Here is a 16,848-nt window from a genome sequence, read left to right as displayed (position 1 = left end):
CCCCCAGTTCGACAGGATCTGTATTTTGGTTTTTATTATAACAAGCTTTTTCCCCTCAGGCAAGGAGAAACGCGGCAGGCCGGGACTCGGTCCGCCGCGTCATTTTTTCTGTTCGGAGCGTCAGCTCTCCCCGCCCCCCGCGTGCCGTTTCAGGCAGGCGAAGGTCTCCGGGCTGATGTCGTGCTCGATGCGGCAGGCGTCCTCTGCCGCCACCTCCGGCGTCACGCCCAGCTGGATCAGCCACTTGGTCAGGAAGCGGTGGCGCTCGTACACCGACTCCGCCGCCGTCTTTCCCGCCTCGGTAAGCAGGATGCGGCCGTCCCGTTCCATGGTGATATACCCGCTGGAGCGCAGGATGGACATAGCCCGACTCACAGATGGCTTGGAGTAGCCCAGGTGCTGGGCCACGTCGATGGACCGGACGTTGCCCTTCTGCTCATGGAGCACCAGGATGGCCTCCAGATAATCTTCTCCTGATTCATGCAGCGGCATAGGGACTCTCCTCTCATGTCCGCCTGCGGCGGATCTGCTTTTTATTGAGTTATATTATCATGTTTTGGAACGGATTTCAACCGCGATCCCCGCAAAAGGGGCGTCCCTCCCCGGGACGCCCCACCTTTTACTCCAGATCCTGGATATTCATTTTCTTCAGGTCTTCCTTCCACTCCCGGCGGTTCTTGTAGTAGAGCCAGATCCCGCCCAGCACCAGAGTGGGGACGTTGAATACCAGGAACACACCGCCCACCATGGCCAGATCCGCAGGCTGGAGCTGGTGATGCTCCTCCTCCCGGTGGTACTCCTCCACGATATTCCCGTGCCCGTCCGTGACCTGCACGGCCCCGCCGCCGGTGACAGTGGAGAAGCCGACCACCGACAGGCAGATCATCAGGCTCATCGCCAGGGTGATGGCGGGCAGGATCAGCCCCAGCCACTTTCCCTTCCTGCACAGCCAGACCTGAAGGGCCACCACCAGGGCCAGGGGCAGCAGCATAGAGAGCAGAACAACAGGGAGCACAAGCAAAATCGTCATTGCGGACATCTCCATTATGTTATCTCATCCTTTCTTGTTTCCTTCTTATAGGCGGCGATCAGCAGCTTGGCCGTGTCAAAGTCCAGCCGCTCATTTACCGCCAGACGCTTGATCAGGGCAATGTAGGGGTCGGCCGCCCTGTCCTCCCCCAGCTTGATCTTCTGGATCAGCCGGTCCAGCCGCAGTCTCACCGTGGGATAGGTGACGCCGTACTGTCCCGCCACCTCTTTGAGGGAGCCGGAGGACAGCACAAATTTTTTGATGAACACCAGGTCCTCCTCCTCCAGACCGGCCATCCACTCGGGCACCAGTTCCACTGCCATCCTTTTACCCCCTTTCACAATATTTATTATATACTTTAATTTTATTAAAGTCAATCCTAAATTTTTATTTTAATAAAATTCTTTTTTACTTCTTTCTGATGAAAGGGATACCGAAAAGCCCCAGCCAGCCGCACAGGGGGGTACACTGTATGCCCGCCATACCGGGCGGGCATGACCGGCTCCGGGCATCCGGCCTTATGGGGCTAGGAACGGGGAAGCGGCCGCCGGAAAGATCCCCCGAAGCAGCTTTTCCTTTTTTCCACCTCAAAAAGACGCGGAAAGCCGGACCGCGGTCTCCCGCGGTCCGGCCCGTCAGATCGTTTTCTCTTATCCTCCGGCGTTCACAGCTCCTGTGCCGAATCACATGGTCTTGAGCTGCTCCTCCAGCTTGGCCACCAGCTCGGTGAGCTTCACGGCCCGCTCCTGCTCCGCCTTGACCACATGCTCGGGGGCCTTATTGACAAAGCCCGGATTGGCCAGCTTGGTGTTCAGCTTCTGGAGCTCGTCGCTGTTCTTTTTCAGCTCCTTCTCCATGCGGGCCTTCTCCTTCTCCAGGTCCACCAGCTCCGCCAGAGGCATGGAGATCTGGGCCGCATGGGTGACCACGGTGACGGAGCCCGCCTCCGGGGCGGTGCCCGGCTGGGCGAAGGTCACCTCGCTGGCATAGGCCAGCTTCTTCAGGAAGGGCACGCCCAGGACAAAGATGTCCCGCTCCCCGGTGGCCACTGTCAGGTGGGCCTTCTTGCTGGGGGGCACGTTCATCTCAGACCGGCGGGTGCGCACCCCACGGATGGCATCCATGATCAGCTCCATGGCCTTCTCCTCCTCCGGGAAGTCCAGAGCGGCGTCTGCCACCGGCCAGTCGGACAGCATGAGGAAGTCCCCCTCGTGGGGCAGGGCCTGCCAGATCTCCTCGGTGATGAAGGGCATGAAGGGATGGAGCAGCTTGAGCATCTGGGTGAGCACATGGCACAGCACCTGCTGGGCCCTCACCTTGCTGTCCTCGTCCTCCCCCTGGAGACGGGTCTTGGTCAGCTCGATATACCAGTCGCAGTAGTCGTCCCAGATGAAGTCATAGATCTTCTGGGCCGCCACGCCCAGCTCATACCGGTCCATGTTCTCGGTGATCTCACGGATGGCAGTGTTCAGCTTGGACAAGATCCACTTGTCCTCCAGCTCCAGCTTCCCGGGCAGCTGGCACGCGTCGATGGTCAGGTTCATCATCAGGAAGCGGCTGGCGTTCCAAATCTTGTTGGCGAAGTTGCGCATAGCCTCACACCGCTCGGTGTAGAAGCGCATGTCGTTGCCGGGGCTGTTGCCGGTGACCAGGTTGAAGCGCAGGGCGTCGGCGCCGTACTTGTCGGCGATCTCCAGGGGGTCGATGCCGTTGCCCAGGCTCTTGGACATCTTCCTTCCCTTGTCGTCCCGCACCAGGCCGTGGATGAACACGGTGTGGAAGGGGGGCTTCTTGGTCTGCTCGCAGGCGGAGAAGATCATCCGGGCCACCCAGAAGAAGATGATGTCGTAGCCGGTGACCAGCACGTCGGTGGGGTAGAAGTAGTCCAGGTCCTCCGTCTTTTCCGGCCAGCCCAGGGTGGAGAAAGGCCACAGTGCGGAGGAGAACCAGGTGTCCAGCACGTCCGGGTCCCGGTGGATCTTCCTGCTGCCGCACTTCTCACAGCAGTCCGGGTCATCACGGGTGACCGTCATGTGTCCGCAGTCATCGCAGTACCAGACGGGGATCTGGTGGCCCCACCACAGCTGCCGGGAAATGCACCAGTCGTGGACGTTCTCCATCCAGTTCAGATAGGTCTTGGCAAATCGGTCGGGGACGAAGCGGGTCTCCCCGTCCTCCACCACTTTGATGGCCGCCTCGGCCAGGGGCTTCATCTTCACGAACCACTGGGCGGAGATGATGGGCTCCACGTCGTTGTGGCAGCGGTAGCAGGTGCCCACGTTGTGGGAGTAGTCCTCGATCTTCTCCATGAGCCCCAGGGCCTCCAGGTCGGCCACCACAGCCTTCCGTGCCTCATAGCGGTCCATGCCCTCATACTTGCCGCCGTTGGCGTTGACCTTGCCGTTGTCATCCAGCACCCGGATGGTGTCCAGGTTGTGGCGCAGGCCCACCTCGAAGTCGTTGGGGTCGTGGGCGGGGGTCATCTTCACGCAGCCGGTGCCGAAGTCCATCTCCACGTACTCATCGGCCACGATGGGGATCTCCCGGTCCATCAGGGGCAGGATGCAGGTCTTGCCCACCAGGTGCTTGTACCGCTCGTCGTTGGGGTTGACCGCCACGCCGGTGTCGCCCATCATGGTCTCCGGCCGGGTGGTGGCCACCACCAGATAGCCGGAACCGTCAGTCAGAGGGTAGCGCATATGCCACAGGTGGCCGGGCTTGTCCTGATACTCCACCTCCGCGTCAGACAGGGCCGTGACACAGTGGGGGCACCAGTTGATGATGCGGCTGCCCTTGTAGATGAGGCCCTTCTCATACAGCTCGCAGAAGGTCTCCCGCACCGCCTTGGAGCAGCCCTCGTCCATGGTGAACCGGGCCCGGTCCCAGTCACAGGAGGCGCCCAGCTTCTTCTGCTGCTGGACGATGCGGCCGCCGTACTGGCGTTTCCAGTCCCACACCCGCTCCAGGAACTTCTCCCGGCCCAGGTCATAGCGGGTCAGCCCCTCCTTGGTGCGCAGCTCCTCCTCCACCTTGATCTGGGTGGCGATGCCCGCGTGGTCGGTGCCGGGGACCCACAGGGCGGCGTAGCCCTGCATCCGCTTAAAGCGGATGAGGATGTCCTGGAGGGTGGAGTCCATGGCGTGGCCCATATGCAGCTGCCCTGTCACGTTGGGGGGCGGCATGACGATGGTAAAGGGCTTCTTCTTAGGGTCCCGGTGGCCCCGGAAGCAGCCGTTCTTCTCCCAGGTCTCATAGATCCGGGACTCCACTTCCTGGGGCTCATAGACCTTTGGCAGTTCTTTTCTCATGTCGTTCACGTCCTATTTCCAATGTATTTTCATTCCGATTGGAGCCCTCCGGCCCCGGGTCTCACAGCTTTTTCATGGTCTGTCCGGTCTTCCGCTCCAGGAAAGCCCGGAACTGGTCCGCGGTCCCGGTGTGAAAGCCCTGCTTGTCGAACAGGTTGCCCTGCTGGCGGCTGAGCATGAGGAAGAAGTAGCGCCCGTCCTCACACAGGGCCTGGACGGAAGAGTAGTCAAAGGACTGCTCCCCCCGCTGGTTGGCGATGACATACCCTTCATCGGTGAACCGGGCGGTGTGCCGGGCGACGCCCTTCATCACGAACCGCCCCACCAGCCAGGCCCGGATCTCGTTGAGGAACAGGGCCCAGACCAGCATCAGCGCCCCCAGCAGCCCATACAGGAGACCCGCCCCTCCTCCGGAGGTCCAGGCCCCCCGCAGCAGGATCAGGCCGCAGAGCACCCCCATGGCCCGGAGCAGCAGGCTCCTCCAGCGCCTGTCCAGGCGGATGGCCGCCCGGTTCAGGGCTCGCAGGGCGCGCCAGTCATAGTCTGTCTCATTTACAAATTCCATTGCGCTCCCTCCATAAAAAACGCCCTGAGCCGGTCATGGCTCAGGGCGAACCTGTCATCGTCCGCGGTACCACCTGAATTCCCCTCGCGGGGCGCTCCTATCCTCTGTAACGGGAGGACCCGCCGCTGTCTACCGCCCCGCTGGGGCCTCGAAAACGGAGCTCCGGGGCCACTTCGCCGCTTCCCCATATGGCCTTGCACCGTCCGGCCACTCTCTGCCATGGGAACTGCGGTTACTCCTCCCCCTCAGCGCCTGTGATACAGGTGGTATTATATCCAGTTTCTCCGGTCCTGTCAAGGGACGCCGGGCCGGGAGGACCGGTAAAATTTCCTGCGCGGCCGCCCGCCCCGGAGGCTGCGCCCCAGGCAACTTACAGCATGAAGCCGTTCAGCAGCTCCTCCAGCGCCTCCCGTGCCCGCTGAGGCTCCGCCCGATCATAGGCGTCCACACGGTACCACACCCCGCCCAGCGCGAAGTCGGCGCGGAACATCCGGGCGCCCCATTTGTCGTAATAGGGGTCTTCAGGGCCCTGCTCCACCGTGGTCATCACTGCGGACAGGCCGTTGGGGGCGGTGTGCTCCTCCGTGGTGTACTGGGTATCCGAGGGGAGCAGATGGCTCTGGCTGACCGGATGATCCGGCAGCTCCATCCGCTGGGTGTATGCCGTCACCCACACCTCCAGCCGGACGCCGGAATCCAGATACTCCGCCGTCCACTCCAGGGCGGTGGGGCCTTCGCTGTCGCTGCTCAGGGCCGCCCGAAAACCGGACTGGAGCCGTTCTTGCAGATAGGCGTTTTCCGGCAGCTCCAGGCCGAAGTATGCCTCCGCCTCCTCCCAGCTTGTCAGGTCCAGCCCCACCGTGGAGGCGGGGTGCTCCGCCGCCATGTCCAGCGCCTCCTGGGGCAGATCCTCCAGCGCCAGGAAGTCTATCCCTCCCTCCAGGGTATAGCCGTCGTAGTGCGCCTCCCCCAACGCCTCGCCGTCATCTGAGAGCTCAGCCGGGAGCAGCAGGTCCTCAAAAAATTTCAGGGACTGGAACCCTCCGATCTGGTTGGCCGCCCACGCCGACCCCAGCAGGGCCGCACACAGGCAGGCGGCGATCAGGCCGGTCCGCAGGGGCCGGCGGGCGCTGTGCCGCCGGGCCGGACCGGCGGCCTGTTCTACCAAGGCCGGGTCCACAAGGCCCACAGCCTCCATCATGCGTTCTCCTCGGTTCACAACATTCCCTCCTGTTCCAAATAAGCTTTCAGCTTCTTCCGCGTCCGAAACAGGACGCTCTTGGTCCTGGACAGCGACCAGCCCAGGTGCCCGGCGGTCTCCTCCACGGTGTCTGCGTACCAGTACCGCCGCAGGAAGGCGGTACGCGGCCCCTCCCCCAGCTCTCCCAGGAAGGCGGAGATGGCCCGCCCCAGCTCCGCCGCCTCGGCCTGCTCCTCGGGCCCCTCCCGGCTGGGGAGGCACTCAGCCAGCTCCAGAGCGGCCAGAGAGACCGTGTCCCCCTGCCGTCCCCGCCGCCGGCGGAGGAGCAGGGCCCGGTTGCGCACCACCGCCCCCAGATAGCCCTGGAAGTGCTGGGGCCGGGCGGGCGGGATGGCGTTCCACAGCTGGAGCCAGCAGTCCCCCAGACACTCCTCCACGTCCCGCTCTTCCCCCAGGATGCGGCCGGCGATGGAGCGGCACCAGCCCCCGTACTTGTCCTGGAGCCCGGTCAGGGCCTCCTCCCGCCGCTGCCAGAACAGCTCTACCAATTCCTGATCCGTCATGGCCTCACCTCTTTTCCGTTGTCTCTTCACTCATATAGAGCATGTCCCGCCCCGGCAGGTCGCGCCGCCAGGGAAAAAAATTTTTCCGCCTATAGAAAAAAACGCCGGCCTTCCGGCCGGAAGCGTTCTTCTGATCACGGTGCTCTTTGCTCACAAATGGCCTAGCAGGGGAGCCGCAAAACAAATTTGTCTTATACCAACATATTGACACGCATTGACAATCTATACTATTATTGAAATTGACCAAAATAAATTGAAGGAAGTCGGTTGTTGATGGACTCCCATATGACAGCGGTTGAAAGCAATAAGCGCCATAAAGCGGCGGGTCTATTGGCTGCTCTGGTTTTGGTATTGATTTTAGTTGGCTGGATCTATTATGTGTTCTCTTCCAAAGAACTGTCCAATGTCCTGGATTTCCAGCCATCTGAAGCCACAGACTACACTGTCACGGAGATGCCAAACGCAGTTTCATCAAAGTCGTGCAGCCTGGACGACACCCCGCTGATCGAAATGATCGATGCACTGAACATTCGATACTGCGGCCCCTCTTTCGGTGTGCGTCGATTTGAAACCGGACAGCATATATATGAGATCTGGTTTTACAAGGTAAATGATCAGCTTGAAGAGATCGGAAATATATCCGTTTTCGAAAACGGATATATTTATCTGGGCGAGAGCAAATATGAGGCGGTGGATCAAGACCGATTTGATGAACTTTTGGACTTCCTTCGCTCCGTGACGACAGCATCTTGATACAGATAATTCCATTAAAAATGGGATATGCCTTCCTGGCATATCCCATTTTTATGATCAGCTGCAAGTTTTTTCTTCCTTGTCTCAGCGGCCCCCCCGCTTGGCGGCGTTCTTCTGGTAAATGATGTTCAGGCCCTTGAGCAGCAGGTCCTTCTCCAGCTTGATCTCCCGGCGGCACAGGGGCACGATGAACTGGGCCATCCCCCCCGTGGCCACCACCGTGGCCCGGCTGCCCAGCTCCTCCTCCACCCGGTCCAGCATGCCGTCCAGCATGGCGGCGGTGCCGTACATGATGCCGCTGCGCATGCAGTCCACCGTGTTCTTGCCGATCACCCGGCCCGGCCGGTCCAGGCGGATGCCGGGCAGCTGGGCCGCCCGGGAGGTGAGGGCATCCAGGGAGGTGCGCACCCCCGGGATGATGCAGCCCCCCAGGTAGGTGCTGCCCCGGTCCACCACCTCGATGGTCGTGGCCGTCCCCAGATCCATCAGGATCAGGGGGGGCTCATACTCCGCCAGCGCGGCCACGGCGATGACGATGCGGTCGCTGCCCACCTGGGAGGGGACGTCCATCTGGATGTTCAGGCCGGTCTTGATGCCCGGCCCCACCACCAGGGGGTGCTTTCCCGTCATCTTCACCAGTCCGGTGTAGACCGAGTTGAAGACCGGCGGCACCACCGAGGAGATGATGCAGTCGTCCACATCGCAGGGCTTCACCCCGAACAGGGCCAGGATGTTCTTGATCTCCACCCCGTACTGGTCGGAGGTCTTGATGCGGTCGGTGGCGATCCTGGCCTCGAACTGGATGGCGTCGCCCTGGATGCCTCCGATAACGATATTGGTATTGCCGATATCAATGGCGATCAGCATGATCTGTTCACCTCAGCGGGGAGGGCCCCCGTTTTTTCTCTGACCCGCCAGCCCCCCCTTTGCCGGAGACGCGCCCACGGGTCCTTATTCTGCCACATTATACCCGACCGCCGGTGGGAATACAAGGCAGGAATTAACCGAAACTTTGCAATTCTTTTCCTCTCGCGCAAAATATCCCCCTGCCCTTTACAATCTGCCGCCTGGTCGGCTATAATGAAAAAAACGACAGCGGCGCCCCGCGCCGCTCTATGCAAAGGAGCGATTTGCAATGCTCAGCGGAAAAACCATCCTTTTGGGCGTCACCGGCGGCATCGCCGCCTATAAGGCCGCGGCACTGGCTTCCGCGCTGGTGAAGCTCCACGCCTCAGTGGAGGTGGTGATGACCCGGAACGCCACCCAGTTCATCACCCCCCTCACTTTTGAACAGCTCACCGGGAACCGGACCATGGTGGACACCTTTGACCGCAACTTCTCCCATCAGGTGGAGCACATCGCCCTGGCCGACCGCACCGACCTGGTGATCGTCGCCCCCGCCACCGCCAATGTGTGCGCCAAGCTGGCCCACGGGCTGGCCGACGATATGCTCACCACCACAGTGCTGGCCTGTCCCTGCCCCAAGCTGATCGCTCCGGCCATGAACACCAAGATGTATGAGAACCCGGTGACCCAGGACAACCTGGATCTGCTGCGCCGCTATGGGTGGGAGGTCATCGCCCCCGCCTCGGGCCGGCTGGCCTGCGGCGCTGTGGGGCCCGGCAAGATGCCGGAGCCAGACACTCTGGTCCAGCACATCCTCCGCGTCCTGGCCCTCCCCCACGACCTGGCGGGCCGGCGGGTCCTGGTCACCGCCGGTCCCACCCAGGAGTCCCTGGACCCGGTGCGCTACCTCACCAACCACTCCACCGGAAAAATGGGTTACGCCATCGCCAGGATGGCCATGCTCCGGGGAGCGGAGGTCACCCTGATCTCTGGTCCCACCGCCCTGGAGCCCCCTCCCTTCGTCACAGTGGTCCCTGTAATCTCCGCGGAGGACATGTTCCAGGCGGTGTCCCGCACCTGCCAGCAGGCCGACTTTATCTTTAAGGCCGCCGCCGTGGCGGACTACACCCCGGCCCAGTACAGCGGGGACAAGATGAAAAAGAAGGACGGGGAGCTGTCCATCCCTCTGTCCCGCACCCATGACATCCTCTCCTATCTGGGGGAGCACCGCCGCCCTGGCCAGTTCATCTGCGGCTTCTCCATGGAGACCCGGGACATGGTAGAGAACAGCCGGGCCAAGCTGGAGAAAAAAAAGGTGGACATGATCTGCGCCAACAACCTGAAGGTGGCAGGGGCCGGCTTCGGGGTGGATACCAACGTGCTCACCCTCATCACCGCGGACGGTGCGGAGGAACTGCCCCTCATGTCCAAGGAGGAGGCCGCCGGCACCATCCTGGACCGGGCCCTGGCCATGGCCGGCTGCTGAGCCGGACCGCTGCAAGTCCCATTTTCTCCCCATACGTGCAAAGGAGGAGCCGCCCACAGGAATGGGCGTCTCCTCCTCTTCTGTTCTGATCTGCGGCCGCTCCCGGTCCTTCCACCTTCCTTACATCAGGTCCCGCGTCTCCGCCCCCCGCAGGCTGAGCAGGGCGCACAGGAGCGAGATACCGGTCAGCACCGCGGGAAATACCGCGCTGTCCGCCATGGTAAAGCTCCCAATGTTGGCCTGGGTCAGCAAAACCAGCAGGAAGGAGGTCACAATGGCAGCTCTGGCCGAGTGCAGGGCCAGCCCCGCGAACAAGGCGATAAAGCCCTCTGTGACCGTCACGGCAGAGCGCAGGAGCAGCTGCCCATAGAAGGCTCCCCGGGTCATGTCAAAGTCCAGAGGGAAGGCGGAGGGGAGAAACCGGCTCCCTGCCAGCACACAGCCGTAGAGCAGCAGCTTCGCCGCCGCCAGGGCGCCGAAGCAGAAGATCCACACCGCCAGCATCTGGGCCGCCAGCAGCTTCTGCCGCCGGACGGGGTAGGAGAACACAAGAGACATGGTCCCGTTTTGATAGGCTCCCACGATGAAAACAGAGAGCATCACCCCGGTGAACACCAAAAAACACATACTGGTCAGCAGTTCGATGGGGGACGAGATCCCTCCATGCCCCGGCGCCGCGTCAGGCACACCGGTCTCCGGGTCGTTGGCGATCCCCAGGAAAGCCATGGCAAAGATCAGCAGGCCAAGCGCCGCCCCAAGGAGAGCCGCCCATCTCACCCAGTTCCCGATCCGGTTTTTCCGCCATTCCAGTTCGATCAGCTTTCCCATGTGCTGCCCTCCTCCGATGTCAGCTTCAAAAAGTGCTCCTCCAGCGTCTCCGATCTTCTTCCGATCTCCTCCACCGCCACATGGTGCCGGGCCAGGACGCCAGCCACCTCCTGGGGGGACGCCTGCCGGTCATAGATCCGGATGATGCCGCCCTTCATGACCCGGAAGCTGCCCAAGTGCATCACGTCACTGAGCAGGACACTGGCCCTCCCCGGGTCGTCCACGGTCAGATGGAGATAAGAGGTGCCCCTTCCCTCCAGCTCACGGAGAGAGATCTCCTCCCGCATCCTCCCCCGGTGGATGATCCCCACGGTGTCTGCCATGGCCTCCATCTCTCCGAGGATGTGGCTGGAGACCATCACGGTCATCTCATATTCTTCTCTCATCCGCTTCAGCAGATCCCGCACCTGCTTGATGCCCGCCGGGTCCAGGCCGTTGGTGGGCTCGTCCAGGATCAGCAGCTCAGGCCTGCACAGCAGGGCCCGGGCGATCCCCAGCCTCTGCTTCATACCCAGGGAGTAGCTCCCCACCGGCCGGTCGGCAGCGTCGTCCAGCTCCAGCTGCTCCAGCGCCTCTTCCACGCCCTTGGGACGGCTGTACCCCATATAGTCACAGTGGATCTGAAGATTCTCCCGGCCTGTCATGTGGGGATAGAAGGTGGGAAATTCGATGATGCTGCCCATCCGCTTCAGCACCCCGTAGGAGGTGGGCGTGAGGGGCTCTCCGAACAGCAGCACGCGGCCCCCGGTGGGCTTCCACAGGTTGGTCACCAGCTTCATCACTGTGGTCTTTCCCGCCCCGTTAGGGCCCAGGAATCCGTAGATCTCTCCCTTCCTTACATGGAGGTCCACGTCCCGGACCAGCTCTTTTTCTCCAATGATCTTGGTCAGGCGGTCCGTTTGCAGAATATACGGCATGTGTCTTCTGCCTCCTTTCACCTTCCCATTGTAGTCCCAGGACTTTTCAGAAAATTTGCGCAATTCTTACGAATCTCTTTCGTCTTGCCATTTGGGCAGTCTGACCGTAAAGACAGTGCGGAGTCCGGGGACACTCTCCAGGTCAATGTCTCCTCCCATTCGCCGGGCCAGCTCTCTGGCGATGGACAGCCCCAGTCCGCTCCCCTCTCCGCTGCTTCGGCTGTCTTCCAAGGTGACCAGGCGCTGGAACACCTGCTCCCCCACTCCGGGTGCGACTCCCTTTCCGCGATCCGCCACCTCCAGGAACAAGGCGTCCTCCCCTTCTCTCAGGGACACGCCCAGATATCCGCCGTCGCCGCCGTAGCGCACCGCGTTGGAGATCAGGTTGTTCAGGATGCGGCGCAGCGCCTCCCGATCACAGCACCCCCACACCGCTCCCTCCGGGATCTCTGCTTCCACGCGGATCTCCTGGCGGGTCAGGATCTGGTAGAAGTCCAGCACAGTCTCCCGACAGACCTCACCTACGTCTACCCTGGACCGCTCCAGCTCCATATCCCCTGCCTCCAGCTTGGCTAAGGTGAAAAAACGATCCATCAGCTCCATGACCTCCCCCGCCCGGGCTTCCACCTTTTCCAGCAGCTCCTCCCGGCACTCCTTCCGCAGCCGCATGATCTCCAGGTACCCCAGCACCACCGTCATGGGGGTTCGGATATCGTGGGAGATGTTGGCGAGCATACGCCGGACTGCCTGCTCCGTCCGGCGGTACTCCGCCCGCCTTCTCTGCCGTTCCTCCAGCAGCCGGTTGATCTGGGCGATCAAACCGGTCAGAGCCTGGTCCTGGGTGAAGACCATGACCTGCTCCCCGCTCTCCCCGTCCAGTACCCTGCCCAGGACGGCGGTCATCTCCTCCAGACTTTGTCGCATCTGCGCCTGGAGAACGATCCGCTGATAGAGGACCGCCCCGCTCAGCACCGCCACAGCGGCACACAGCAGGGCGGTCAGCACTGTGTCGTCCATCATTTCTCCCCCAATTTGTAGCCGATGCCCCACACTGTCGCCACATACCTCGGGTCCCGTGGGTCGTCCTCGATCTTGCCGCGCAGCCTGCTGATGTGGACGCTGACCGCGTTCTCGTCTCCGCAGTAGGCATCGTTCCACACCTGGGTGTAGAGCTGGGCCTTGGTGTACACACGTTTAGGATTCGCCATCAGCAGCTTCAGGATGTCAAATTCCTTGGCGGTCAGCTCGATCCGCTCCCCCGCCTTGGTCACTGTCCGCTCCTTCCCATCCAGGCGCAGCGCTCCGGCTGTAAGGACCATGCTCTTCTCCGGCGGCTCCGCATACTGGGTCACCCGCCGGATATTGGCCCTGACCCGGGCCAGCACCTCCGCTACGGAGAATGGCTTTGTGATATAGTCATCTGCCCCCATACCCAGCCCCAAGGTCTTGTCCGCCTCCGTGTCCCGGGCAGACAGGATGATGATAGGCACCACGCTCTTCTTTCGGATGTGTTCCATCACGTCCATCCCGCTGACCTGAGGGATCATCAGATCCAGCAGCACCAGACCGATCCCGCCCTCATCGAACAGCCGGCATGCATCCCGCCCGTTGGACGCACAGACCACTTCATAGGCCTCCGTCCGCAGATAGTCCCCCAGCATCTCCTGAATCTCCCTGTCATCCTCTACCAACAGCAGCTTCATTCTCGCACCTCCGCTCCACTCGGACAGTATCTCTATTGTATCCCGGTCCGGGCCAGAAATCAAGGAACGACCGGTACGTCCGGCCTTTTCTTATCGGAATGGGTACAGATCAGAAGTAGGGCAAAGCCGGATGGATCTCAGGGCTGCCGGGCTCCTTCGAGAAAAAGAAAAATCCCTGCCAAAGGCAGGGATTTTTCCAAAAGGAGCTTGAATTACTCCTCGATGGCAATGACAACGCCGGAACCCACGGTGCGGCCGCCCTCACGGATGGCGAAACGCAGGCCCTTCTCGATGGCGATGGGGGTGATCAGCTCCACCTTCATGTCCACGTTGTCGCCGGGCATGCACATCTCAGTGCCCTCGGGCAGAGTGATGATGCCGGTCACGTCGGTGGTACGGAAGTAGAACTGAGGACGGTAGTTGTTGAAGAAGGGGGTATGACGGCCGCCCTCGTCCTTGGACAGGACGTACACCTGACCGGTGAACTTGGTGTGGGGATGGATGGAACCGGGCTTGGACAGAACCTGGCCGCGCTCGATGTCGGTCTTGGCGACGCCGCGCAGCAGGCAGCCCACGTTATCGCCGGCCTCGACGTAGTCCAGAGTCTTACGGAACATCTCCATAGAGGTGACGACGGTCTTCTTCTTCTCGTCGGTCAGACCAACGATCTCGACCTCCTCGCCGGCCTTCAGCTGGCCGCGCTCCACACGGCCGGTGGCGACGGTGCCGCGGCCGGAGATGGTGAACACGTCCTCGACGGGCATCAGGAAGGGCTGGTCGGCCTTACGGTCGGGGGTGGGGATATAGTCGTCGACAGCGTCCATCAGCTCCTTGATGCAGGCGAAGTCAGGATCGTCCACGCCGCCCTCACAGGTCAGAGCGTTCAGAGCAGAGCCCTTGATGATGGGGATCTCGTCGCCGGGGAACTCATAGCCGGACAGGGTCTCACGGACCTCCATCTCCACCAGCTCCAGCAGCTCCTCGTCGTCCACCTGATCGCACTTGTTCAGGAAGACCACGATGGCGGGCACGCCGACCTGACGGGCCAGCAGGATGTGCTCCTTGGTCTGAGCCATGGGGCCGTCGGTGGCGGCGATGACCAGGATGGCGCCGTCCATCTGAGCAGCGCCGGTGATCATGTTCTTGATATAGTCGGCGTGGCCCGGGCAGTCAACGTGAGCATAGTGACGCTTGTCGGTCTCATACTCCACGTGGGCGGTGTTGATGGTGATGCCGCGCTCGCGCTCCTCGGGAGCCTTGTCGATGCTGGAGTAGTCCTCATACTGAGCCTGGCCCTTCAGAGCCAGATACTTGGTGATGGCGGCGGTCAGGGTGGTCTTGCCGTGGTCAACGTGGCCGATGGTGCCGATGTTGACATGGGGCTTGGTGCGCTCGAACTTCTGCTTAGCCATTGGAATTTCCTCCTTATATCATTTCATTCAAATGATGTTTTGACTGCGATATGATGGATATCGCAAACATTGTATCGTATTACTGGGAAAAATGCAACTGAAATTTCCCGTAATTCCTGTGAAAATCAGCCCTCGCTGCGTCCGCGCTCGGCGATGATCTTGTCCGCGATGCTCTTGGGGATCTCCACATAGCTGTGGGGCTCCATGGAGTACTGGCCGCGGCCCTGGGTGGAAGAACGCAGGTCAGTGGCGTAGCCGAACATGTTGGCCAGAGGCACCAGGGCGTCGATCTGCTGGGCGCCGGGCCGGGCCTCCATGCCCAGGATCTGGCCGCGGCGGCTGTTCAGGTCGCCCATGACGTCGCCCATATACTCCTCGGGGACGATGACGGAGACCTTCATGATGGGCTCCAGCAGCACGGCGTTGGCCTTGCGGCAGGCCTCCTTGAAGGCCATGGAGCCGGCGATCTTAAAGGCCATCTCAGAGGAGTCCACCTCGTGGAAGGAGCCGTCGTACAGGGTGACCTTCACGTCCACCACGGGGTAACCGGCCAGCACGCCGGCCTGCATGGCTCCCTGGATACCGGCATCGACCGCCGGGATATACTCCTTGGGAATGGCGCCGCCCACGATGGCGTTGACAAACTCATAGCCCTTGCCGGACTCGTTGGGCTCCACACGGATCTTGACATGACCGTACTGGCCCTTACCGCCGGACTGACGGGCGTACTTGGTGTCCTGCTCCACCTGCTTCTTGATGGTCTCCTTGTAGGCGACCTGAGGCGCGCCCACGTTGGCCTCCACCTTGAACTCGCGCAGCAGGCGGTCTACGATGATCTCCAGGTGCAGCTCGCCCATGCCGGCGATGATGGTCTGACCGGTCTCCTCGTCGGTGTAGGTCTTGAAGGTGGGGTCCTCCTCCGCCAGCTTCACCAGCGCCAGGCCCATCTTCTCCTGGCCGGCCTTGGTCTTGGGCTCAATGGCCACGCGGATGACGGGCTCGGGGAACTCCATGGACTCCAGGATGATGGGGTGCTTGTCGTCGCAGAGGGTGTCGCCGGTGGTGGAGTTCTTCAGGCCCACCACGGCGGCAATGTCGCCGGAGTAGACGCACTCGATGTCCTCCCGGTGATTGGCGTGCATCTGGAGGATGCGGCCGATGCGCTCCTTCTGCTTCTTGGTGGAGTTGAGCACCGTGGTGCCGGTGTTCAGCACGCCGGAATACACACGGATGAAGGACAGACGGCCCACGAAGGGGTCGGTGGCGATCTTGAAGGCCAGAGCGGAGAAGGGGGCGTTGTCGTCAGCGGGACGCTCATCCTCCTCCTCGGTGTCGGGGTTCACGCCCTTGATGGCGGGGATGTCCAGGGGGGAGGGCATAAAGTCCACGATGGCGTCAAGCAGCTTCTGCACGCCCTTGTTGCGGTAAGAGGTGCCGCAGGTCACGGGGACTACTAGGTTCTCGATGGTCCCCTTGCGCAGAGCGGCACGCAGCTTCTCCTGGGGGATGGGCTTCTCTTCCAGCGCCAGCTCCATGATCTCGTCGTCGATGTCGGCACAGGCGTCCACCAGCTTGGTGCGGTACTCCTGGGCCAGCTCCATCATGTCGGCGGGGATCTCCTCCACCCGCATGTCCTTGCCCATCTCATCATAGTAGATGTCGGCGTCCATCTCCACCAGGTCGATGATGCCCTTGAAGGTGTCCTCCTTGCCGATAGGCAGCTGGACAGGCACCGCATTGCACTTCAGGCGCTCGTGGATCATGTTGAGCACGTTGTAGAAATCGGCGCCCATGATGTCCATCTTATTGACGTAAATCATGCGGGGAACTTTATAGTTATCCGCCTGGCGCCAGACAGTCTCAGACTGAGGCTCCACGCCGCCCTTGGCGCACATGACGGTAACAGAGCCGTCCAGCACGCGCAGGGAGCGCTCCACCTCCACGGTGAAGTCCACGTGGCCCGGGGTGTCGATGATGTTCAGACGGGTCTGGGGGAACTGGTTCTTAGTCCCCTGCCAGTAGCAGGTGGTGGCGGCAGAGGTGATGGTGATGCCGCGCTCCTGCTCCTGAGCCATCCAGTCCATGGTGGCGGTGCCGTCATGGGTCTCACCGATCTTATAGTTGACGCCGGTGTAGTACAGGATGCGCTCGGTGGTGGTGGTCTTGCCGGCGTCGATGTGGGCCATGATGCCGATGTTTCTGGTATTCTCTAAGGTAACTTTCCTAGGCATACTGT

16 protein-coding genes and 1 other annotated feature are annotated in these 16,848 nt (G+C 61.7%); of the genes, 2 read left to right on the top strand and 14 right to left on the bottom strand.

Features of this window, described 5'->3' with window-relative positions:
- Window positions 1-120: 120 nt before the first annotated feature.
- The 7 genes from L9O85_RS05085 to L9O85_RS05055 all read right to left on the bottom strand — a co-directional run bounded on the left by L9O85_RS05085 (window position 121) and on the right by L9O85_RS05055 (window position 6,667).
- Window positions 121-492, bottom strand: a complete 372-nt coding sequence (locus tag L9O85_RS05085) for a metal-dependent transcriptional regulator (RefSeq protein WP_050624117.1) — start codon at window positions 490-492, stop codon at window positions 121-123.
- 127 nt (window positions 493-619) lie between these two features.
- Window positions 620-1,030 (bottom strand): hypothetical protein, encoded by a 411-nt coding sequence (locus tag L9O85_RS05080; protein ID WP_301579773.1) that lies wholly within the window; start codon window positions 1,028-1,030, stop codon window positions 620-622.
- Between the two features lie 14 nt (window positions 1,031-1,044).
- Complete coding sequence (locus L9O85_RS05075; protein ID WP_301579772.1) at window positions 1,045-1,353, bottom strand: DUF2089 family protein; 309 nt, start codon at window positions 1,351-1,353, stop codon at window positions 1,045-1,047.
- Between the two features lie 360 nt (window positions 1,354-1,713).
- On the bottom strand, window positions 1,714-4,338 hold the full coding sequence (locus L9O85_RS05070; protein ID WP_050624114.1) for a valine--tRNA ligase: 2,625 nt from the start codon (window positions 4,336-4,338) through the stop codon (window positions 1,714-1,716).
- Window positions 4,339-4,399: 61 nt separating this feature from the next.
- Window positions 4,400-4,903 (bottom strand): YcxB family protein, encoded by a 504-nt coding sequence (locus L9O85_RS05065; RefSeq protein ID WP_050624113.1) that lies wholly within the window; start codon window positions 4,901-4,903, stop codon window positions 4,400-4,402.
- A gap of 38 nt (window positions 4,904-4,941) precedes the next feature.
- Window positions 4,942-5,161: a binding site (T-box leader), on the bottom strand.
- A 112-nt stretch (window positions 5,162-5,273) separates the two neighbouring features.
- Window positions 5,274-6,122, bottom strand: coding sequence for a hypothetical protein (locus L9O85_RS05060; RefSeq protein ID WP_301579771.1), 849 nt, complete (start codon window positions 6,120-6,122; stop codon window positions 5,274-5,276).
- On the bottom strand, window positions 6,119-6,667 hold the full coding sequence (locus L9O85_RS05055) for an RNA polymerase sigma factor (protein ID WP_301579770.1): 549 nt from the start codon (window positions 6,665-6,667) through the stop codon (window positions 6,119-6,121). The genes L9O85_RS05060 and L9O85_RS05055 overlap by 4 nt, the downstream gene beginning before the upstream one ends.
- A gap of 273 nt (window positions 6,668-6,940) precedes the next feature.
- Here L9O85_RS05055 and L9O85_RS05050 point away from each other — a divergent pair, with 273 nt between their 5' ends.
- Window positions 6,941-7,420 (top strand): hypothetical protein, encoded by a 480-nt coding sequence (locus L9O85_RS05050; RefSeq protein WP_301579769.1) that lies wholly within the window; start codon window positions 6,941-6,943, stop codon window positions 7,418-7,420.
- Between the two features lie 84 nt (window positions 7,421-7,504).
- Here the strand turns inward: L9O85_RS05050 and L9O85_RS05045 are convergent, their stop codons facing one another.
- Window positions 7,505-8,287 (bottom strand): type III pantothenate kinase, encoded by a 783-nt coding sequence (locus L9O85_RS05045; RefSeq protein ID WP_050624110.1) that lies wholly within the window; start codon window positions 8,285-8,287, stop codon window positions 7,505-7,507.
- A gap of 268 nt (window positions 8,288-8,555) precedes the next feature.
- Between L9O85_RS05045 and coaBC the strand changes: the two genes are divergently transcribed.
- Window positions 8,556-9,752 carry a bifunctional phosphopantothenoylcysteine decarboxylase/phosphopantothenate--cysteine ligase CoaBC gene (gene coaBC, locus L9O85_RS05040; RefSeq protein WP_301579768.1) on the top strand — a complete coding sequence of 399 codons (1,197 nt, stop codon included), beginning with the start codon at window positions 8,556-8,558 and terminating at the stop codon, window positions 9,750-9,752.
- A 120-nt stretch (window positions 9,753-9,872) separates the two neighbouring features.
- Here the strand turns inward: coaBC and L9O85_RS05035 are convergent, their stop codons facing one another.
- The 6 genes from L9O85_RS05035 to fusA all read right to left on the bottom strand — a co-directional run bounded on the left by L9O85_RS05035 (window position 9,873) and on the right by fusA (window position 16,843).
- Window positions 9,873-10,580, bottom strand: coding sequence for an ABC transporter permease (locus L9O85_RS05035; RefSeq protein ID WP_301579766.1), 708 nt, complete (start codon window positions 10,578-10,580; stop codon window positions 9,873-9,875).
- Window positions 10,568-11,497, bottom strand: coding sequence for an ABC transporter ATP-binding protein (locus L9O85_RS05030; RefSeq protein ID WP_050624108.1), 930 nt, complete (start codon window positions 11,495-11,497; stop codon window positions 10,568-10,570). The genes L9O85_RS05035 and L9O85_RS05030 overlap by 13 nt, the downstream gene beginning before the upstream one ends.
- A gap of 66 nt (window positions 11,498-11,563) precedes the next feature.
- Window positions 11,564-12,517 (bottom strand): sensor histidine kinase, encoded by a 954-nt coding sequence (locus L9O85_RS05025; protein ID WP_301579765.1) that lies wholly within the window; start codon window positions 12,515-12,517, stop codon window positions 11,564-11,566.
- Window positions 12,514-13,200, bottom strand: a complete 687-nt coding sequence (locus L9O85_RS05020; RefSeq protein WP_050624106.1) for a response regulator transcription factor — start codon at window positions 13,198-13,200, stop codon at window positions 12,514-12,516. The genes L9O85_RS05025 and L9O85_RS05020 overlap by 4 nt, the downstream gene beginning before the upstream one ends.
- Before the next feature lie 212 nt (window positions 13,201-13,412).
- Window positions 13,413-14,612 carry an elongation factor Tu gene (gene tuf, locus L9O85_RS05015; RefSeq protein WP_050624105.1) on the bottom strand — a complete coding sequence of 400 codons (1,200 nt, stop codon included), beginning with the start codon at window positions 14,610-14,612 and terminating at the stop codon, window positions 13,413-13,415.
- A gap of 125 nt (window positions 14,613-14,737) precedes the next feature.
- The gene (fusA, locus tag L9O85_RS05010) at window positions 14,738-16,843 is read right to left on the bottom strand and encodes an elongation factor G (protein WP_050624104.1); all 2,106 of its coding nucleotides are present in this window, start codon (window positions 16,841-16,843) and stop codon (window positions 14,738-14,740) included.
- Between the last annotated feature and the right edge of the window lie 5 nt (window positions 16,844-16,848).

This window comes from Lawsonibacter asaccharolyticus (genome assembly GCF_022453915.1).
GTDB lineage: Bacteria > Bacillota > Clostridia > Oscillospirales > Oscillospiraceae > Lawsonibacter > Lawsonibacter asaccharolyticus.
This window is presented reverse-complemented; position numbering and strand designations above follow the sequence as displayed.